General features: G+C 56.5%; 17 protein-coding genes and 1 tRNA gene. 12 read left to right on the top strand and 6 right to left on the bottom strand.

Going from position 1 to position 20,283, the window contains the following annotated elements; translation table 11 throughout:
• The first annotated feature begins 183 nt into the window (after window positions 1-183).
• Both ASB66_RS25180 and ilvC read left to right on the top strand, forming a co-directional pair.
• Window positions 184-807: a TetR/AcrR family transcriptional regulator C-terminal domain-containing protein gene (locus tag ASB66_RS25180; protein WP_041698078.1), complete on the top strand. Its 624-nt coding sequence runs from the start codon at window positions 184-186 to the stop codon at window positions 805-807.
• 57 nt (window positions 808-864) lie between these two features.
• Complete coding sequence (ilvC, locus tag ASB66_RS25175) at window positions 865-1,884, top strand: ketol-acid reductoisomerase (protein ID WP_015916424.1); 1,020 nt, start codon at window positions 865-867, stop codon at window positions 1,882-1,884.
• A gap of 146 nt (window positions 1,885-2,030) precedes the next feature.
• Here ilvC and ASB66_RS25170 read toward each other — a convergent pair whose 3' ends face one another.
• Window positions 2,031-2,903, bottom strand: a complete 873-nt coding sequence (locus ASB66_RS25170; RefSeq protein WP_060717858.1) for a MerR family transcriptional regulator — start codon at window positions 2,901-2,903, stop codon at window positions 2,031-2,033.
• Between the two features lie 410 nt (window positions 2,904-3,313).
• On the opposite strand from ASB66_RS25170, the gene ASB66_RS25165 reads away from it, so the two are divergent.
• The 4 genes from ASB66_RS25165 (at window position 3,314) to ASB66_RS25150 (ending at window position 7,209) form a co-directional block, all read left to right on the top strand.
• A complete protein-coding gene (locus ASB66_RS25165) occupies window positions 3,314-4,990 on the top strand; it encodes a methyl-accepting chemotaxis protein (RefSeq protein ID WP_060717859.1) in 1,677 nt (558 codons plus the stop codon).
• A 257-nt stretch (window positions 4,991-5,247) separates the two neighbouring features.
• Entirely contained in the window at window positions 5,248-6,003 is a 756-nt protein-coding gene (locus ASB66_RS25160; protein WP_060717860.1) for an NUDIX hydrolase, read from the top strand.
• A gap of 74 nt (window positions 6,004-6,077) precedes the next feature.
• Complete coding sequence (locus tag ASB66_RS25155; RefSeq protein ID WP_015916420.1) at window positions 6,078-6,995, top strand: PhzF family phenazine biosynthesis protein; 918 nt, start codon at window positions 6,078-6,080, stop codon at window positions 6,993-6,995.
• A 138-nt stretch (window positions 6,996-7,133) separates the two neighbouring features.
• Window positions 7,134-7,209 (top strand) — tRNA-Lys (locus ASB66_RS25150).
• 262 nt (window positions 7,210-7,471) lie between these two features.
• Here ASB66_RS25150 and ASB66_RS25145 read toward each other — a convergent pair.
• From ASB66_RS25145 to ASB66_RS25135, 3 genes are read right to left on the bottom strand one after another with little or no spacing between them, the layout of a single operon-like run.
• Window positions 7,472-8,260, bottom strand: a complete 789-nt coding sequence (locus ASB66_RS25145; RefSeq protein WP_060717861.1) for a heme ABC transporter ATP-binding protein — start codon at window positions 8,258-8,260, stop codon at window positions 7,472-7,474.
• Between the two features lie 35 nt (window positions 8,261-8,295).
• Window positions 8,296-9,381 (bottom strand): FecCD family ABC transporter permease, encoded by a 1,086-nt coding sequence (locus ASB66_RS25140; protein WP_060717862.1) that lies wholly within the window; start codon window positions 9,379-9,381, stop codon window positions 8,296-8,298.
• Entirely contained in the window at window positions 9,378-10,277 is a 900-nt protein-coding gene (locus ASB66_RS25135; protein WP_234613560.1) for a heme/hemin ABC transporter substrate-binding protein, read from the bottom strand. Before ASB66_RS25135 ends, ASB66_RS25140 begins: the two co-directional genes overlap by 4 nt.
• 330 nt (window positions 10,278-10,607) lie before the next feature.
• On the opposite strand from ASB66_RS25135, the gene hmuQ reads away from it, so the two are divergent.
• Complete coding sequence (hmuQ, locus tag ASB66_RS25130) at window positions 10,608-10,949, top strand: heme-degrading protein HmuQ (protein ID WP_060717864.1); 342 nt, start codon at window positions 10,608-10,610, stop codon at window positions 10,947-10,949.
• A 7-nt stretch (window positions 10,950-10,956) separates the two neighbouring features.
• The gene (gene hutX, locus ASB66_RS25125) at window positions 10,957-11,490 is read left to right on the top strand and encodes a heme utilization cystosolic carrier protein HutX (protein ID WP_060717865.1); all 534 of its coding nucleotides are present in this window, start codon (window positions 10,957-10,959) and stop codon (window positions 11,488-11,490) included.
• 47 nt (window positions 11,491-11,537) lie between these two features.
• Here the strand turns inward: hutX and ASB66_RS26395 are convergent, their stop codons facing one another.
• Window positions 11,538-11,690, bottom strand: a complete 153-nt coding sequence (locus ASB66_RS26395; protein WP_156545310.1) for a hypothetical protein — start codon at window positions 11,688-11,690, stop codon at window positions 11,538-11,540.
• Window positions 11,691-11,960: 270 nt separating this feature from the next.
• On the opposite strand from ASB66_RS26395, the gene ASB66_RS25115 reads away from it, so the two are divergent.
• A complete protein-coding gene (locus ASB66_RS25115) occupies window positions 11,961-14,390 on the top strand; it encodes a mechanosensitive ion channel domain-containing protein (protein WP_234613548.1) in 2,430 nt (809 codons plus the stop codon).
• A 49-nt stretch (window positions 14,391-14,439) separates the two neighbouring features.
• Here the strand turns inward: ASB66_RS25115 and ASB66_RS25110 are convergent, their stop codons facing one another.
• Window positions 14,440-15,234: a class I SAM-dependent methyltransferase gene (locus ASB66_RS25110; RefSeq protein WP_060717868.1), complete on the bottom strand. Its 795-nt coding sequence runs from the start codon at window positions 15,232-15,234 to the stop codon at window positions 14,440-14,442.
• 335 nt (window positions 15,235-15,569) lie between these two features.
• Here ASB66_RS25110 and ASB66_RS25105 point away from each other — a divergent pair, with 335 nt between their 5' ends.
• The 3 genes from ASB66_RS25105 to ASB66_RS25095 all read left to right on the top strand — a co-directional run bounded on the left by ASB66_RS25105 (window position 15,570) and on the right by ASB66_RS25095 (window position 20,180).
• Entirely contained in the window at window positions 15,570-16,340 is a 771-nt protein-coding gene (locus ASB66_RS25105; protein WP_060717869.1) for a helix-turn-helix transcriptional regulator, read from the top strand.
• Window positions 16,341-16,576: 236 nt separating this feature from the next.
• The gene (locus ASB66_RS25100) at window positions 16,577-19,090 is read left to right on the top strand and encodes a GcvT family protein (protein ID WP_060717895.1); all 2,514 of its coding nucleotides are present in this window, start codon (window positions 16,577-16,579) and stop codon (window positions 19,088-19,090) included.
• A 256-nt stretch (window positions 19,091-19,346) separates the two neighbouring features.
• Complete coding sequence (locus ASB66_RS25095) at window positions 19,347-20,180, top strand: response regulator (protein WP_060717870.1); 834 nt, start codon at window positions 19,347-19,349, stop codon at window positions 20,178-20,180.
• Window positions 20,181-20,283 lie beyond the last annotated feature (103 nt).

Here is a 20,283-nt window from a genome sequence, read left to right as displayed (position 1 = left end):
CAAAGTCTTCCGGCTGCCAAAATCGCTTGGCGCTTTCGCCTGAAATTCCCCCTTTTTCATGTCATCGCGGCATTCTTCAGCCTTATCAATCACTCTGCGCTTGACGAGCATTGCGAAGCGCGTTAACAAGAACCGTACCGTACGGTACTTAGATTGAAGGGCTTTCACGTGTCGAGCAATGCCATGCCAACAGCAGAATTCTCTGCACGCCAGAGCGCGGTTCTGGCGGAGGCCCTGCGCCTGTTGGTCGAAGGCGGTGACAAGGCATTGACCACGGCCGGTTTGGCGCGCGCGGCCAATTGCTCCAAGGAAAGCCTCTATAAATGGTTTGGGGATCGCGACGGTTTGCTGTCAGCGATGATTTCCTACCAGGCGAGCAAAGTGCGCACCTTCGAGCGGGCCGGCGAGCGCCTGACGCCGCAGATGCTGGCCGATCATTTGCAGGTTTTTGCCCGCGATTTGCTGGATGTCTTGTCTGGTGAAATCTCGCTGGCGCTGAACCGTCTTGCCATTGGCCAGACCAGTCGCGACGGCTCGAAACTGGGGCAAATGCTGCTGGAGCGTGGCCGCCGCCAGATCGACCGCCGGGCGAGGGCGCTGCTGGATGCCGGACGACGCGATGGGCTGTTGCGGTTTGAAGACGGCGAGGATGCCTATCGCACGCTTTACGGCCTGATCGTTTCCGATCTTCATGTTCGCCTGCTTCTGGGTGAAAAACCCGAGCCACGAAAATTCGACGCCCGCGCACACAAGGCGGTGTCCGCCTTTCTTGTGTTGCACGGCACGGACAAGACATCGTCAGCGTAAATCCTGGCGAGAGATAAAACACTCAACATCAGACACAGCATAGGGAAGGATAACACAATGCGCGTCTATTATGATCGTGATGCCGATTTGAACCTCATCAAGGCGAAGAAAGTCGCCATCATTGGCTACGGCTCCCAGGGCCGCGCGCACGCGCTGAACCTCAAGGATTCGGGCGCACAGAACGTCGTGATCGCTCTCAAGGCAGGGTCTGCCACCATTGCCAAGGCTGAAGCCGATGGCTTCAAGGTCATGACCGTTGCCGAAGCGGCTGCCTGGGCAGACCTGATGATGATGGCAACACCTGACGAATTGCAGGCTGACATCTACAAGGCTGATATCGCCGGCAACATCCGTGATGGCGCAGCAATCGCTTTCGCCCACGGCCTGAACGTTCACTTCGGCCTGATCGAGCCAAAGAACACCGTTGACGTTGTGATGATCGCACCGAAGGGCCCTGGCCACACGGTTCGCGGCGAATACCAGAAGGGCGGCGGCGTACCTTGCCTCGTTGCTATTCACCAGAATGCATCGGGCAACGCCCTTGAAGTGGCTCTGTCCTACGCTTGTGGCGTTGGCGGTGGCCGTTCGGGCATTATCGAAACCACCTTCCAGGAAGAATGCGAAACCGACCTGTTCGGCGAGCAGGTCGTTCTGTGCGGCGGTCTGGTTGAGTTGATCCGCGCTGGCTTTGAAACGCTGGTTGAAGGCGGCTATGCGCCTGAAATGGCCTATTTCGAGTGCCTGCACGAAGTAAAGCTGATCGTAGACCTGATCTATGAAGGCGGTATCGCCAACATGAACTACTCGATCTCCAACACTGCTGAATGGGGCGAATACGTCACCGGTCCGCGCATCATCACCGCTGAAACCAAGGCTGAAATGAAGCGCGTTCTGCACGACATTCAGACCGGCAAGTTCACCTCGGACTGGATGCAGGAATACCGCGCCGGTGCCGCTCGCTTCAAGGGCATTCGCCGCATGAACGACAAGCACCAGATCGAAGAAGTCGGCGCAAAGCTGCGCGGCATGATGCCTTGGATCGCCAAGAACCAGTTGGTTGACAAGGCTCGCAACTAACTAACCTCGAATGCTCTTGGCGATCCAAGCTTTCTTGTCTGCGTGCCTTCGGCATCGCGGGGGGATCGCCAAGAACCAGCTGGTTATAAGGCCCGCACCGAAACGATAAAGCGCCGATGTCAGCCGACATGCGGCGCTTTATCGTGTCAGAGGTTTTCGCCTTGCAGGGCGATGACGGCCTCTTCAAACTGTTCCATCTGTTGAAAATAGCACACGCCCTCAAGGGGAGGTAGGTTCATGAAGGCCGCTCCGCCCAGCCAGAGCGGGATATCCAACGGTAAGGCCTTTCGGATCTCCTTGATCTCTAGCTCAAAATTGCGGATGCGTTTGAAGGCACCGCTGATGCACACCACGGTCGAGCCGGTTTGCCTTGTCATTGCGACGAAATCCTTGGCCGGAAGCTGCGCGCCGAGATAGGTGGTGTGGATGCCATGGCTGCGGGCGATCAGCGCCGCCACTAGCCCGCCGATATCATGCAACTCGCCTTCAAGCGTGGTGAAGACTATTCTTTGAGAACTGCGCGGCGATGCCATGAGTTTGAACGCGCCGTTCAACAGCACCCTGACCGAAGACGAGGCGAGATGTTCTGACGCGATGGACAGGTGGCCCTCCGCCCAGCGCCGGCCGATGTCCGCCATGAATGGCAGGACGACGTGCTTTGAAAAATCGATAGGCCCCAGCGCGATGAAGCGGGTGCTCAACAGCTGGTCCAATGTTTCTCCGTCAAGGTTTTCCACGGCTCTAAAAATAGGCTCCAGGTCGTCCAAACGCTCCTGGTTCATCACGGATCGTTTCAGCTCTTCGTTCGATAAATGGATAATGGAGCCGATCCGTTGTCCGTTGTCGACGCAGGCCTTCAGCAGTTGCAAGCGGACAAGATCCTCATGCCGGTAGATGCGGCGGCCAGTGTCGGTGCGTTTGGGTACGATTGCTGCATAGCGGCGCTCCCAAGCATGCAGGACCAGCTTCGTCAGGCCGGTCTCGTTCACGACTTCACGAAGCGAATACGTCTCCTTCATAGCTCGTCGCCTTAATTTTTATTGTAGTTGCAAATAATATACGGAATGGCCGATGAGATTGCAAATCGACTTTCTGTCTATGTTTGGATAATCGACAGAGTGCCTTCCCCAGCGCGGAGACGACAATTTTGTCGATGCCAGAGGGGCTGCATGCCCTGTGCAGGACTGGCGGATTTTCTTCTGTGCGTTGACTATTTCTGTTTTTTTTTAAATACTTAGTGATTTTACCATTAGAATTTAGGGGAATTTAAGTCGTCAGGATAACCCGATATTTACTTGGTTTGCATAATATACATCTTTGAGCGATAATTTCTAATTTAGAAATTGATTGTATATTTTTCTGTGTGACACTGATGTCATCAGATGCGCAATAGGACGCGCTTGCAGGCTAAAGGTTGAAGGATTCAGGCATGACTATTTTTGGACTGGGTGCTGATGCCAAATCGGAAATTTCGGCTCTTCGCAAGTCGCAGGCCGTCATAGAATTCAGCCTTGATGGCATCATTTTGGATGCCAATGACAATTTCTGCCGAGCGCTTGGCTACAGTCTGGCTGAAATCAAAGGCAAGCACCACCGCATGTTCGTCGATGCCAGCGAGGTTGAGACCAGCGATTACCGGAATTTTTGGGAAGGGTTGCGGCAGGGTAAATTCCAGCGCGCCCAATATCGCCGTATTGCCAAGGATGGTCGGGATGTGTGGATCGAAGCCTCATACAATCCGGTTATGAAGGGTGATAAGCCGTATAAGGTCGTCAAATACGCCACGGATATCACCAGCGTTAAATTGCATGCGATGGAGGACGATGCCAAGCTGAAGGCGATTTCGACGTCGATGGCGGTCATCGAGTTTACCCCGGATGGCAAGATCATCACCGCCAATGAAAATTTCTGCAAAGCGATGGGCTATAGTCTGACGGAACTTGTCGGGCGCCATCACAGTCTGTTTTGTGAAAAGGCTTATGCATCTTCCGCTGACTACACATCCTTCTGGCGCGATCTGGCGGCTGGACGGACCTTGGCCAATGAGTTCCGGCGCATCGCCAAGGATGGCCACGATGTCTGGATACAGGCGTCCTATAATCCGATCTTCGATGCGCGCGGCAAAGTCTATAAGGTGGTGAAGTTTGCAACCGATGTGTCGAACCGGATGGATGCTATTTCCCATCTGGGTGCCGCGTTGAAGGCCTTGGCGGGCGGCGATCTCACCGGCACGCTGAACAACACGTTCGTGCCGACCATGGAAAAACTGCGTGTCGATTTCAACGAAGCTCTCAGCCATTTGCGCACGACAATGGACGGTGTCGCCCTGAGCGCCAGGTCCATCGCGTCGAGCACCAATGAAATCAAGGAGGCCGCCAACGATCTGTCGCGCCGTACCGAAGCACAGGCAGCGTCCGTGGAGGAATCAGCCGCATCACTGGAAGAGGTGACGACAACGGTTGCCGACTCCGCCAAGCGGGCCGAGGAAGTTGGACGGTTGATGGAGCAGACCCGGCTGAATACCGAGCAATCCAGTGTTATCGTCAGGGATGCCGTGGTTGCCATGAACGAGATTGAGCAGTCTTCGGGACAGATCTCCAGCATCCTGGGTGTGATCGACGAGATTGCCTTCCAGACCAATCTTCTGGCACTGAATGCCGGTGTCGAAGCCGCCCGCGCCGGTGAAGCTGGTAAGGGTTTTGCGGTCGTGGCCCAGGAAGTCCGCGAACTGGCCCAGCGTTCGGCTTCGTCAGCCAAGGAAATCCGGCAGTTGATCAGCACGTCCGGCAAGCAGGTTGGCCGTGGCGTAGACCTTGTCGCCCAGACCGGCACGGCACTGGACAATATTCTCAATCAGATCCGCGCCATCGATACCAATGTCACGGCAATCGTCCAAGGCTCCAAGGAACAGACCACCGCGCTGCGGGAAATCAACAGTTCCGTCAATGTCATCGACCAATCTACCCAGAAGAATGCAGCCATGGTCGAGGAGACAACGGCAGCGGCTTTCTCGCTTGCCAAGGATGTCGACGATTTGTTCCAGATGGTCGCTCAGTTCAAGACGGCTCCGTCTGGCTCCTCGTCAACCTATTCTCGCGCCGCCTGACCATAAAATCGCGTATTGGTCTTCAATAAGCGTCGTGCGCTCCATGCGTGCGGCGCTTTTTTTGCGCTGTCCTGGGATGTGCTTTCTGGTCTAAACATGGGCAAAACGCAAAGACGTGACGAGACCGTCATCTTTTTGCGCTGCGATACCTTTACAAAGTCACTCGATCACAGCGAATAAACAGTGATCTGGTGTATTTCAGACCTGCGAGAGCCGTGAACTGCAAAAACCAGAGACTGGAAAAGAAAGTTTCATCCATGCTGTCCCACGCAAAAGCCATTCTGCCGCAAGCCGCTGACGATCATCTGTCCTGGCCTGCGGATGGAGAAATATTCGATGTGAATCGGCTGGAATTGCGGGTGAAGTCTGGGGAGCATCCGTTTCATAGCGCGCATCGCGATGCAATTCACCGAAATTGGCAGGCCGAGTCGGCGGCCAATCCCGCTCTTTTCGATGGCGCCATGGTGTTGTTCGATGACTTGCAGATCGGGCAGGGAGCGGTGACTGGCGCGGGGCATCTTATCCCTTATTCGGCCTTTTTGTTTTGGCGCCGCCAGGCGGAACCGCAGAGCGGCTATCACCTGTTCGGGTTTCCGGTGCTGATTTCGGCTGATGGCGCCTTGATCGCGGTGGAAATGGCCGCTCACACCGCCAATGCAGGCCGGGTCTATTGTCCGGCGGGCTCGCTCGATGCATCCGATATTATCGATGCGATGGTCGATGTCGATGCCAATATGCGTCGCGAGGTGCAGGAAGAAACCGGACTGTCGGTAGATGATGCGGTGATCGATCCGCAATTGCGGGGATATCGCCGGGGCCGTCGGGTCACGTTGTTTCGGGTGTTTCGCCTGGCCCTGACGACTGAGGCGATTTTTGAGCGAATCGCAGCCCATATGGCTGTCGATGAAGAACAGGAAATTGCCCGCGCCGTGGCTATTCGCTCGGCGGATCGCAATGCGCATGATTACACGCCAGACATGTATCCCCTGTTGGATTGGATTTTTCCCGGCTAAGTGGCTGGTTCGTCTTGCATGGCTGGCGCTGCTCGTGCAGTTTGCTGGCATTGTAACGGCGACTGGAGGCTTGTTTGGCTCGACACTATTGCATTTACGACGTCTTCACCGACAAGAAGCTGTGCGGCAATCCTTTGGCAATCGTGTTCGATTGCGAGGATCTCGATGACGATGCGTTGCAGGCGATAGCGAGGGAATTCAATCTTTCGGAAACGGTTTTCGTTTTCCCCTCCGTCAATGTCGCGCATGTGGCGCGTATCCGGATTTTCACCCCCGGTCGTGAGCTTCCCTTTGCCGGCCACCCGACGGTTGGCACGGCGATCGGTCTGGCGGAAAAAGCTCATCAGGATCGTGAAGGGCCGCTCGATCTGGTTTCGGTGATCGATGAAAAGATCGGCCCGGTGCGCTGTGCCGTAAGCCTGAGGCCGGGTGAGGCGAGTTTTGCCGAATTCGATCTGCCGAAAACCTCCACCCAGATACAACTTCCGCTCGACCGCCAGGGCATCGCCGATGCGCTTGGCCTGAAGCCGAACCAATTGCTTTTCGAAAACCACCTGCCGTCTATCTGGTCGGCTGGCGTGCCTTTCCTGCTCATTCCGGTCAGCAGTCTGGGGGATGTCGAAAGCATCGAGTTCGATCCGCAACTCTGGGAGCGGGCCGCGCCTTTCTGTGACGGCGCACTGACCTCGGCCTATGTCTATTGCCGTGGTGGCGTTCACCACGCGGCTGACTTTCACGCCCGGATGTTTTCCCCCGATATGGGCATAGCCGAGGACCCGGCCACAGGCTCGGCGGTGGCGGCGCTTTCAGGGGCTATCCAGCATTTTGACGCGCTCCCGGACGGCCACCATCCGCTGCTGATCGAGCAGGGTGTGGAAATGGGGCGCCCCTCCTTCATCCATCTGCATATCGACACCAAGGAAGGCAAAGTTTTCCGCGCCCGCATCGGCGGCACCGCCGTCCGCATCGCTTCCGGCATGCTCGACATTTGATTTTCCTTGGTTTTTTCGAGTTTTGATTTTTTTTGCTGTTTCATGTCATTTTTTTCAAAACGGCGCTGGACAAGGGGAGGCAACCCCTTTATATCCCCGCTCACGGCAGCGATGAAGCACAAACGAAGCGCTGCAGGCGGGTGATTAGCTCAGTTGGTAGAGCAGCTGACTCTTAATCAGCGGGTCGTAGGTTCGAACCCTACATCACCCACCATTATCTTTTTATTCAAGTTCAGTTGTGAACTCATTAGCCTCGGGTATGAGGCGGTGCTCTTGGTTTTTACTTCGTCAAACGACATCTGACGGACGCAGACAAGCTCGTACAAACGATTTTTCTGAAAAAATCTATGATCCGCTTATGTTCTCATGTAGCGATTGTTTTTCTCGTTTTGTTCACATTTATTCCTTGTATTCATCCAAAAATAGCTGTGGATTCCTGTGGATAACTTTTATCGGGAATGTCTGGTTCCGGCTGATTAAGCCGGGATGTTCAGCCTGGATTGCGGCAGGACGAAGGGGAGATGGGCAGGGGCGCGGCTGACCGTTCCACTCAGTCCATAGACGGAGGCGATGATGTCGTCTCGGATGACCGTTTGCGGCGGACCCTCGGCAATCAACCGACCACCATTCAGCACGATCAGACTGTCGGCGAATTCCGCGGCTAGGTTGAGGTCGTGCAGAACCGCAAGGACTACGCCGCCGTCAGCGGCAAAGGTGCGGGCGATTTCCAGGACGGAAATCTGGTGGGCAAGATCGAGGCTTGAGGTTGGCTCATCGAGAAACAGGGCGCGTGGGCCAGTATCATCCACCGCTGTCGGCAGTTGCGCCAGGACGCGGGCAAGCTGCACCCTCTGTTGCTCGCCGCCGGACAGGGCATGGTAGGGCCGCGCTTCAAATGCTGATAGAGCCACGCGGGCCAACGCCTGTTTTGCGACTTGCATTGGCTTGAGGCTTCCAGAGGCCATGGCGCCCATCCGAACCACTTCCAGGGCAGTAAACGGGAACGAAAGGCTCGTGTTTTGCGGTAGCACCCCACGCCTGCGGGCTAGGTATTGCGGCTTCAGCCGGGTAATATCCTGACTGTCATACGTGATCCTGCCTTCATCAGCTTTTAGGTCGCCGCAGAGCAGTTTCAGCAAGGTTGATTTGCCTGCGCCGTTTGGACCGATAATGACGGTGAAGCGACCTGGCTGAAGACGTAGGCTGATCCTGTCCAGCAGCAAGCGTCCGTGCCGGTGCAATGTCAGATTTTCTGCGGTTATCATGGTGCGTATCCCCAGGCATTCTCATTGAGCAGGTTCTAGTCTTGCACCATCCCGCGTCCGCTTTTACCGAGCAGCAAGAGCAGAAAAACCGGCGCGCCGATCAGTGCGGTGACGATGCCGATTGGCAGTTCCGCCGGTGCAACAATGGTGCGGGCAAGGCTGTCAGCCAGAAGCAGCAGGCTTGCGCCGCCCAGCGCGGAGGCCGGTAAAAGGAAACGGTGCGATGGGCCGATGGCCATGCGCAGCAGGTGTGGGACGATGATGCCGATAAAGGCTATCGAACCGGCCACGGCCACAGCGGCCCCGCAGGCGGCGGCAACGATCAGCACGCTGACGCGTTTCAACCGCTCCACTGGAATTCCCATGTGAAAAGCAGCGGCATCGCCAAGCACGAGTGCGTCCAGTCCACGCGCGATGAAGGGCACGGTAGCAAGGGCACCCAGAACGAAGGGGGCGATTGACATTGCCTTGGCATAAGTCGCTCCACCCAGTGATCCCAGGCTCCAGAAGGTGATGTCACGCAAGGCCCGGTCGTCGGCCATGAAGATCATCAGGCCCGTTGCGGCCATGCTAAGTGCGCCGATGGCAATGCCTGATAGGACCAGGGCAATGGTCGAGGTTTGGCCGCCGCGAGTGGCGATGGCATAGAGCAGGGCGGTGTTGAGCAGGGCGCCGGAAAAGGCCATGACCGGCAGGAGTTCATCTCCAAGTACCGTTTGCAGAGGTAAAAGCAGACCGGGGCCAAGCACAATGGCCGCCACTGCGGCAAGGCTTGCCCCGGAGGTGACGCCGACAATGCCGGGATCGGCCAACGGATTGCGAAACAGGCCCTGCATCATCGCCCCGGAAAGCCCAAGGCCCGCGCCCACCAGAATACCCAGCAAGGTGCGCGGCAAGCGCACCGCCTCCAACACGACACGGTCCTGCTGCGCCAGCACGCCTTTTCCGGAGAGATAGTTGACAAGGTCGCTCCAGCCAACCCCGGTTGGCCCGTTGACCAGAGAGATGAAGCATGCGGTTACAAGCAATGCCGCCAATACAAGCACGGCTGCCATCCCACGGCGCGAGCGGTCGCCCCTGGGTGCAAGTGGCTCTGATGATGAGGTTGCGACAATCGTCACTGGATGGTCGCCTCTGGGTACAGCTTGGACGCCAGTTCCCGGGCTGCGTCGGCGGTGCGCGGTCCAAAGCCTAGCAGGTAAAGCCCATCCATGCTGAGAAAGCCTTGCGTCTTGGCCGCCGGACTTGTGGCAAGGGCAGGCAAGGCGAAGATTTCCTTAGCGGATATCTGCGCTGCTCCATGGTCCATGGTGAGAATAATCTCGGGTGCTGCGGCAATCACGGCTTCATCGCTGAGTGGTTTGTAGCCTGTGCTGTCGGCCACCGCATTGGTGGCGCCGGCAAGCCGGATCATCGCATCGGCGGCTGTGTCTTTGCCAGCGGCCATGATGCGACCATTGGCGATGGACAGCACGAACAGGACCCGCTTTTTCTGGGCTGGAAGGTGGGCGAGATCAGTCTTTAGCTTATCCAATTGCGTCTCGAACCGGCTCGCCAATGCCTCTGCCTGCGGACCCTTGCCGATTGCCGCGCCGATGGCACGGATACGGGGAGCGACGGTTTCCGCCGAAGGCTGTTGAGAGATATTCACCAGCGCGACCCCGCTTTGCGCCAGCACCGCTAGGGTATCGGGCGGGCCGGAGCCCGCCTCCGTCAGGATGAGATCGGGCTTATGGGCCAGTATGCCCTCGGCGGAAAGGCGGCGCATATAGCCAACATTTGGCTTTGACGATGCTTCAGGAGGATAAAGGCTGGTGGAATCGACCGCAACGATGCGTTCCCCGGCACCCAGGTCATAGAGAATTTCGGTGACCGTCCCGCCAATCGAGACGATGCGGCTGGCCTGGGGAAAGCTGTCCGCCGCGAAGGCCGCTGGCGTCATGGTCCAAGGGAGGGGAGGCAAGAAGGTAACAATACCGAAAAGTGCAAGCGCGGTCAGAAGAGAAGAAGGTCTCATCAAGGTATCGTCCTGAAGGTTGCTCAGGCAACGCCATTTCATGCGTTTTCAGAGCTGGATTGTGTATAGTAATCGAGCCCCTTCGCGGGCGTCGGGTCCGGTCTTCACATGACGAATGACGACGAACAACAACGGGCTGGATTTTAACTTGACTATAATGCACAAGTTTTCATAATGACGCAACAGCACAAGGTGCATGATAGCGCCGTGTGTTTTGTCAAACGCAAAAAAATGCTGTAACGCTTTATATTCGCTGCATAATTCCTCAAATCAATTCCGGTTTGAGGAATTATGCAGCATAGTGTTTTCAGCCAACGTGTGGAGCAGACTATGTATATTGCAATGAACCGATTTCGTGTCGTTCCCGGTTTCGAGGACGTGTTCGAGGCTCAGTGGCGTGATCGTCAGGGCCGCCTGGCGGAAGTGCCGGGCTATGTCGAATTTCATATGTTGAAAGGCCCCAAGGGCGAGGACCACTCGCTTTATGTGTCCCATACGGTCTGGGAAAGCCATGAAACCTTCGTTGCCTGGACAAAGTCCGAGCAGTTCCGCGCCGCCCATGCCAATGCCGGGCAGAGCAAGGTTCAATATCTTGGCGGTCCGCATTTTGAAGGGTTTGAAGTGATCCTTCATGAAGACAGCACGGGTACGCGCAGCTCCAAGGCGGCCTGAGGCGATCATGGCTGCTGTCGATACCGCCCGCCTTTCACTGCTTGAGGTTGCCAAAGCAGCGCTTGCCGAAAAACCTGATGGCGTTGTGGAAACCATTGCTGCGGAGGCGGGGGTGACGCCCGCCGAGATTCTGGCTATTCTGCCGCCAGATTGTGTGACCATCGCGCCATCAGAGGCTTTCGAACCAATCTGGACCCATTTGTCCGGTTGGGGCGATGTGCTGACCATCGTCCACACCAAAGATGTCGTTCTGGAAGTGGTCGGCGCTCTGCCGCCGGGGTCCATTGGCCATGGATGGTTCAACATTCACGGCGACAGTCCGGTCGGCGGCCATATCCGTATCGACCATTGCCGTTCCATCGCCTTTGTCGACCGGATGTTTCATGGCAGACGCTCCCTGTCGGTGTGGTTCATGAATGGCGAAGGTGCTGCAATGTTGAAGATCTTCGTGCGCAGGGATGCGCAAAAGACCTTGATCGCCGAGCAAGTCGACCAGTTCGAGCAATTGCGCTCCCAGTATCGGGACGTGGTGTCGGGATAGGGCTGGTTATTGCCAATCTGGTGACTTTAAAATTCGTAGAGCTTTGCTTAGCCGCCGGAAACCTTCCCGGCGGCTTTTTGCTTTTGCTGTTTGTTTTGAAAGTGCCGGGAATCGAGTATTGAACGCATGCATGGCGCCAATTGAGGGCTGCCGTCCTGCTTGGTTATGTTGCTGTCTTGTGCATAAGGCAGTTTGGTCATCGATTGGCCTGAAATATGCGGCAGGCCAGTATGGCGGCGTCTGGAGTTTGTCTGGGGAATCAGCGGAAACCGGTTTTCCCGAAAAGACAAACGAAAACAAAAGAACGATGGTCTGTTTGGGTCACTATAAAACTGACAGACTGTTCTGCATTATTTCTGATGCCGATTCCGGTTAAGGGATCATGCCGCAGGATGAGAGTGCTACGGCAGTTTTCGTGCAGCATGTTATCTGCGCGGCGCTGTAATCGATACGGACAAAGGGACAGTGATTTGCAGAGCCTGAAGAAATTTCTAGCGCTATTTCCGATCATCCTGCTGATTGCTGTCGGGATGAGTTCTTCCGGGCTTCATGGTTTTGTCGGGACGGCACTGGCGCAGGATAGTAATTTTGCCGATGACGATCCGGTTGCCAAGGCACCTACGACGCTTGACCAGTTACAAAAGAAAATCGATTCGCTTGCCGGCATTCCGCAAAAGGCTGGAAACAACGACCGCGAGTTGATGGAGGCCAAATCCAGCCTGGACGATATCGTCGGCCAATTGCAGGCCATGAAGCTGCTGATCGCGCCGCGTCAGGATGATATTGCCGCTCGCTTGAAAGAGCTCGGCGATCCGCCGAAGGACGGTCAGCCTGCTGAAGCCGCTGACGTGACCCAGCAGCGAAACAAACTCAATGCCCAGAAAGCACAGGTTGCTTCGGTCCTGAACCGGATCGATGAAGTCAGCAAGTCTGCGAGCGATTTGTCCATCAAGGTCACTGCCGCGCGAAGGGAATTGTTCACGCGGCAATTGCTGGCTCATACGGACATTTCCGTTGACAGTATGACGGATGCAGCCTTGTCCTACGGCACGGAAGCGAGCCGCTTTACCGATATGCTCGAGGGGTGGGCGGGCTTTGCCTGGCGCTTCAAGAAAATTTCGCTGGTCTCGGCCATGGTTCTGTCGCTAGCCATGGCGCTGGGATTACGGCTCGTTCTTCAGCGGATTCTGGGGCCGATCATCGAGCGGGGCAAGCTGGAGGAAAACCCCTCCTATATGAGCCGGTTTTCGGTGGCCTTCTGGGCGACGATCATGCCGTCCTTTGCCTTCAGTTTCTTTCTGATTTCCAGTTATTTCTTTCTCGATACCTTCAGCGTCATGCGGCCGGACATCGAGCCGATTATCGCGTCGTTTTTCGGCGTATTCTGGCTGGTGTTTTTCTCGTCGCGGCTTGCCATTGCCGTGTTCAATCCATGGGCGCCCAAATGGCGGCTCGTGCATGTGTCCGACCGGGGCAGCCGCCAGCTGGTAGCGGCCTTCGTGGCTATGACTGTTATCAACGGTCTCGATTATGGCCTGTCCAGTATTGCGCAGACATTGGGATCGCCAGTCGAGCTCTCGGTGTTGAAGGGTATGGTGTCGTCAAGCCTGGTCGGTCTCATCCTGCTCTGGGTTTCCTTCATTCGTCCGCTTCTGCCGAAATCCGAGGATGAAGCCGCTACGGGTGGCCGTCCCTGGTCGAAGCGGACAGCCATCGCTCTTCGGGTCTGCGGCGTCTGGCTGATCTTCACCAGCCTGATCGGCTATATCGGCTTGGCCCGGTTTGTCGCCAGCCAGCTTATCCTGACGGGGGGCGTGGCGGCCACCATGTATATCGGCATCCGTTCAGGTCGGGCTGTATCCGAGCGTGACCGGTTTGCCGAGACGATCGTTGGCCGCTTCCTGCAGCGCCGTTTCAATTTTGGACCAGTCGCGCTCGACCAGTTTGGTATTGCCGCCGGATTGCTGATCTACGGCTTTGTTTTCGTGATCGGTGTTCCCTTGATCATGATGTCCTGGGGGTTCCAGCCGCCGGATATCCAGACCTGGTTCTATAACCTGTTCATCCAGATCAATGTCGGTGGCATCAGTATTTCCATCGTCGGCATCTTCAGCGGGATCGCCATTTTCCTGATTGGCGTGGTGCTGACCCGCTGGTTCGAGAAATGGCTGGACGGTAATGTCATGGCGCGGTCGCAGGTCGATCCGGGCGTGCGCAACTCGGTCAAAACCTCCGTCGGCTATTTCGGTGCGATTGTCGCCGGTTTCATGGGGCTGTCGGCGGCCGGTATCAACCTGTCCAGCCTGGCGCTGGTTGCCGGTGCCTTGTCGGTCGGTATCGGTTTTGGCTTGCAGAATATCATTTCCAACTTCGTCTCCGGCCTGATCCTGCTCTTCGAGCGGCCCTTCAAGGTCGGCGACTGGGTGGCGACGGGCACGAGTGAAGGTTTTGTGCGGCGTATTTCGGTGCGCGCCACGGAAATCGAAACCTTTCAGCGCCAGTCGATCATTGTGCCGAATTCGCAGCTGATCAATGCCTCGGTCGGTAACTGGACGCATCGCAACAAGCTGGGTCGGATCGATATGGAGATTGCCGCCAAGGCGGTCAATGATCCGCGCCATGTGATGGGCATGCTGAGAGAGGTGGCAAGCGATGTACCCGGCGTGTTGCGCACCCCCGAACCGGTCGTCGTCTTCAAGAAATTTGATGGAGCGGACCTTGAATTTGAAGTCCGGGTGTTTGTCGGCGATGTCTTGAACGGGCTTGCCGTGCGCAACGAGTTGAGACTGGGGATTTTCGAAAGATTCAAGGCTGAAGGCGTGATTCTGAAGGAAGAAGCCGCTGATGCGGAAGATGTCGTGGCAGCAGCGGCGCCGCTGCCACCATCACCCGCTTCGTAATAGGTACCGGCTCGTCGCAGGCAAGACAGCTTGCGACGAGCCGGTTTCGTTATATCCGGTGGGTTTCAAATAGCGCCACGTCGAGCATGAAGGAGCCGTCGGATTCGATTTTGAAATGCGCTTTTGTCTCCGTGGCGGCATCCTGTTGCAACAGGCGGATGGCGGTGCGCATGGCATCCGGTGTCTTCATGCGGTCCGTCCAAACCTTGAAATCCATCCGCAGTCGGCTGGTCTGACAGGTTGTTATCGCAAAGCCAGCCTGTCCCAGCATGTGCGTCCATTCGCTCAGCATATAGTTCCTGACATGCGAGGTGTCGCGCAGCAACTCGACTGCTTGCAGATGCGTGTTCAGCAATGGCGATGGCGGCGAGACCACATCGATGAAGATTGCCGGTGCGCCCGGTTTCAGCACGCGCTGTGCCTGCCGCAGTCCGGCATGGACGTCGTGCCAGTGGTGGGCGGAAAAACGGCAGGCGAGAAAGTCGAACTGACCATCGTCACAGGGCAAATGTTCGGCTGAAGCCCTGAGTGTTGCAATATTCGTCAAGCCGCGCTCCGTTGCGGTTTGCGAGACGGCGGCCAGCATATCGGCGGAGAGATCAATGGCGGTCACGGTTGTCATATGCGGTGCGATCGCATAGGCGACATGGCCGCCACCACAGCCCAGATCAATACCGTTGCTGGCATTGGCAGTGCGGGCGATGTCGCCCAGGCGAACCAGATCGGCGCCGGAAGCGTGGACGGCGCTTTCCACATAGGCACTGGCCTTTGGGCCGAAATTCTGCTGCACGTGGTGGTCGTGATTTTCGTTCACTGTATTTTTCTCGCTGGTTGCTGTTGGCATGTGACTGTTCCTGTTAAGCTGGTTTATCCCGGTTCAGATCATGAAACGCTTGAAATTCAGCGTTGCAACTCCATGTCTGGAGTGTAGCGCATCCTTCCTTTGTGCCTGGCAATCCGCTCAGGTCCCGTTGCATGGGCTGTCCGCATCGTATCAAGGCATCGAAGATGTGGAGGCATCCTCGGTGTGTGGAATTGTGTGTCTCCCGAATAGGCCAAGGGCTTGAGATCGTTGTAGTAAAAAGACCAAGGGGCATGGTGATGTCGCTTGGTGTAAACAGCATGACGCCAACAATATGCTGTTACAAGAGGAGCAGTTATCCTGTTATAAATGCTGCCATGCTGGATGTTGAACAGAGACGTTTGCTGGGTGAGTTCGTGCGGACCCACCGTGAAAAACTGGTGCCGGACCGGATCGGACGCCGCCGCACGCCGGGCCTGAGGCGCGAGGAGCTGGCTGAGCGAGCGGGTATCAGCGCCACATGGTGCGCCTGGATAGAGCAGGGGCGTCAGGTGCAGGCTTCGCCGCAGGCCTTGGCGAGACTGGCGCGCGCCTTGGAATTGACCCGGGCCGAACGCGCTTATCTGTTTGAACTGGCAGCCCGTCGCGACCCCGACGAGGAAGACGGAGACGCCATTGACGATGTGCCGGCGTCCCTGGTGACGGCTGTCAGCATGGTGCAGCATCCAGCCTATGCGCTTGACCGCAACTGGAACGCGTGCTGTTTCAATTCCGCGGCGGCATCGCTGTTTCCTGACTGGCTTGGAGACAACAGCAAGGATAAAAACCTGCTGCGCTACGTGTTCCTTCATCCCGGCGCGCGAGAAATCATCATCGATTGGGAAACACGCGCACTACGGCTCCTGGCCGAATTTCGCGCCGATTACAGTCATTCGCTGCGCGATTCGACCGTACGCTCACTGATCGAACAGCTACAGCGCGACAGTCCGCTGTTTGCCCAGGGGTGGCGGGAGCAGACGGTGCTGGATCGCGAAGGCGGAGAGCGTGAACTGCTTTCCCCGGATCGGGGCAGGCTGCGATTTCGCCAGTTCAACTACCGCCCATGTGATCGCCCGGATTGCAAACTGGTCTTTCTGATCCCCCAATAAAGCGTGTCTGTGATAGGGCTTATGAGGAGGCCTTGCTCTGCGTTTGGCGATTTGCGATTGATCAAGAGATCGCGACATCAGCAGTTTTTATCCGCAGGTCGCGCCAGCCCATGCCCATGTCGCAAACGGGCGGCACAGGGGAGCGGGTCTTTATCATAGTCGCGGGATCAATCTTGCGGCGTCATCCGGTCGTTTGCGCCTTGCGCTCGCAGCAGAACAGGGGAAATTCCATGTCGATCAAATCTCATGCACGGGCTGTGGTGATCGGTGGCGGCGTCGTCGGCGTTTCCACGCTCTATCACTTGGCCAGGAAGGGCTGGAGCGATAGCGTGCTGATCGAGCGCAAGGAGCTGACCTCAGGCTCGACATGGCATGCTGCCGGTTTGCTGCCGCTGTTCAACATGAGCTATTCGGTCGGCCAGATCCACAAATACTCGGTGAAATTCTATCAGGAACTCCAGGAAGAAACCGGCATGAATGTCGGTTTCAGCAAGGTCTCCAATATCCGTCTCGCCCGCAGCAAGGACCGCTGGGATGAGTTTATGTATTATGCCGGGATTGCCGAAACCATTGGCGTCAAGGTCAACATCCTGACGCCTGAACAGGTCAAGGAAATCTGGCCGCTGTGTGAAACGGAAGGCTTGCTTGGCGCGATCCAGCACCCTGATGACGGCTATATCCAGCCAGCCGACCTGACCCAGGCGCTGGCCAAGGGCGCCCGTGACCGTGGCGCGACCATCTATCGCAACACGACGGTGACTGCCATCGAGTGTCAGCCAGACGGCTTGTGGAAAATCACCACCGACAAGGGGGAGATCACCGCCGAACACGTGATCTCCTGTACCGGTAATTTTGCCCGCAAGACCGGCGAAATGGTGGGCATCAATATTCCGGTCATTCCGGTCGAGCACCAGTATATCGTTACCGAACCGCATCCAGCCATTGTTGAACGCAAGGCCAAGGGCCTGCCGGAAATGGGCGTGCTGCGCGAGGCCGACAGCGCCTGGTACATGCGCGAGGAAAATGGTGGTCTGTTGCTTGGGCCTTACGAAGTGGGCGCGCCGGTCTGTTATGTCGATGGCCCGTCCGACGAGAGTGAATACGAACTGTTCCAGGAAGAGCTGGACCGGCTGATGCCGCATATCGAGACGGCCATGGTGCGGGTGCCAGCCTTTGGCGAGGTCGGCATCAAGAAAGTCTATAACGGTGCCATCGCCTATACGCCGGACGGTAATCCGATTGTCGGTCCGGCGCCGGGATTGAGGAATTTCTGGCTGAACGAGGGCCATTCCTTCGGCATCACCGCGGCTGGCGGTGCTGGATGGCAATTGGCGGAATGGATCGTCGATGGCGAATCGACCCTCGACATGATGGGTGCAGATCCGCGCCGCTTCGGTCCTTATGCGACAGAAGGTTATTTGATCGCCAAGAACGAAGAAGCCTATGCCAATGTCTTCACCATGCACTACCCGGATGAGGAGCGCGCGGCCGCCCGTCCGCTGAAAACCACACCGGTCTATGACCGGCTGAAGAAGATGGGTGCCGTTTTCGGTTCCGTCTATGGCTGGGAGCGCGCCAACTGGTTTGCGCCTGAGGGCTATGAAGTACCCAAGAACGAGCTTGGCGTTGGCGTCGATGTCATCACCAACCACAATTACGCAGCCCCGACCGAAGATGGCCGGGTGGTGGAGAAATGGTCGTTCCGCCGCTCGAATTATTTCGAACATGTCGGCAACGAGGTGAAGCATGTCAATGAGCATGTCGGCGTGCTCGACATGTCGGCCTTCGCAAAGATGGAAGTGTCCGGTCCCGGCGCCCGGGCCTGGCTGAACAGTCTTTTTGCCAATGCCATACCGAAGAAGCGTGGACGCATCGCGCTTTGCCACATGCTGACCCAGCATGGTGGGGTCCGTGCCGAATTCACGGTCTATGAATGGGCTCCGAACCGTTTCTATCTGGTGTCGGCTGGCGCGTATGAGGCCCATGATCATGATTATCTGCGCAAGCTGGCGCCCACCGATGGGTCGGTCAAGCTTCAACAGATCACCCAGAAGCTCGGCGTCTTGGTTCTGGCCGGGCCAAAGTCGCGGCAGGTCTTGCAGAAACTGACCCGTACCAGCCTTGAGAACAAGGATTTCCCCTGGCTGACCGGCAAGGAAATCTCGGTTGGCGTGGCGAGCGCCCATGCATTGCGCGTCAACTTTGTCGGGGAACTTGGCTGGGAATTGCATCACCCCATCGAGATGCAGGCCTATATTTTCGACAGGCTGATGGAGGCCGGTGCCGAATTCGACATCAAGCCTTTCGGCATCCGCGCCATGCTGTCGATGTCGGTCGAAAAATCTTACCGCCTGATCCCGCGCGAAATGTCGATCGAATACAACGCCTATGAATCGGCGCTCGACCGTTTCATCAAGCTCGATAAGGACTTTATCGGCAAGGAGGCTCTGGTTGCCTATAAGGAGAAGGGGCTGAAATGGAATTTCGCCACGCTGGTTGTCGAAGGGGTCGCGGATGTCGATGCGCGCGGCTCGGAGGCGATCTATAATGAAGCGGGCGATCTGGTCGGGCGTGCAACCAATGGCACCTATGGCTGGCGCATCGGCAAATCCATTGCTCTCGCCATGCTGCAACCCGGCTATGCCACTGAAGGCACCAGGCTGAAGATCAAGATCCTTGGCGATCTCTATGATGCGTTGGTTGTAGGCGAAAGCCCCTTCGATCCTGATAATGCCGCTCTCAGGGCTTGAGAGCGGTAAACTGGAGCCAAATATTGCTTGGTCCGGTGTTTGGAAATATTTGCTGTTTTCTGAACACTAGGCATATTGCAATGCTTGAAACTGGCCGTCGATAAACGGCGTGCTGAATCTATCCAAAAAGGCGGCCACCTCTGGGCCGCCTTTTTGTTCTTATTAAGCATAGAAGGTATAACGCCCCGTTTCGATTAATATTTCAGCAATCGGTCATGTCTATATTGCGGCAAGATCTCTTGTTCAAAGGCGTGTCATGACCTATCTTGGCGTTTCAGGAATGCAATATTCCGGCGAAAAATTTCCGGACGCACGTATTATCGTCGCAGAAGACTCCAACGTCTTTACATCTATGATCACGCAGCGTTTGAAGGAGATTTTCAATATTGATGCGGAAATCTGCCGTACCTATGAAGATCTGATGGCCGCAAACGAGCTTTCTGACGAGCCCGTTACCTTGGCAATCTCCAATATCAACCTGCCAGGTGCCGAAAATGGCGAAGCATTGGAATATCTGACCGATCTGAACATTCCGACGATCGTTTTTACCAGCACATTTCATGAAAAAACCCGTGAAAAGCTTTTGGCCAAGGATATCGTCGACTATATCCTCAAGGACAATATCTTTGCGGTTGAAATGCTGATCGAGTCCGTCTGCCGCTTTCTCACCAATCACAATCACCACGTGCTGATCGTCGATGATAGCCCGACGGCGCGCGCTTTGCTGTCGAGCCGCCTGAAGCGGTACAATTTCCGGGTCAGCACGGCGGACAACGGTGCCACTGCCCTGCAACTCCTGAAGAGCAATGCCGATATCGGTCTGGTCGTGACCGACTACAACATGCCTGACATCGATGGATTTGAACTGACGCGGCGCATCCGTGCTGTGCGTGGCTCGCATGAACTGCGGATCATCGGCGTGTCGTCCTCGTCGGACCGTTTGCTATCTGCACGTTTCCTCAAGGTCGGCGGCAATGATTTCATGCTGCGTCCGTTCATCGACGAAGAATTCTACTGCCGGGTCAATCAAAACCTCGATACGCTGGTGCAGATCCGCGCCGGGCGCAAGAGAAACCAGGCCGCAGCCTGATCTTCCTGCATGGCTCCTTAAATCCCGCCAGATTTCACGAAAAATATCCCGAAGAGTTGACGTGTTCCAGCATCGCGGAAAACCGCGATGCTGTCCGGGCAGG

Origin of the sequence: Gillisella vitis (assembly GCF_001541345.2) — a bacterium.
In the GTDB taxonomy this organism is placed as follows: Bacteria; Pseudomonadota; Alphaproteobacteria; order Rhizobiales; family Rhizobiaceae; genus Allorhizobium; species Allorhizobium vitis.
Note: the sequence above shows the minus strand (reverse complement) of the source record. Positions and strands in the feature narration are given on the sequence as shown.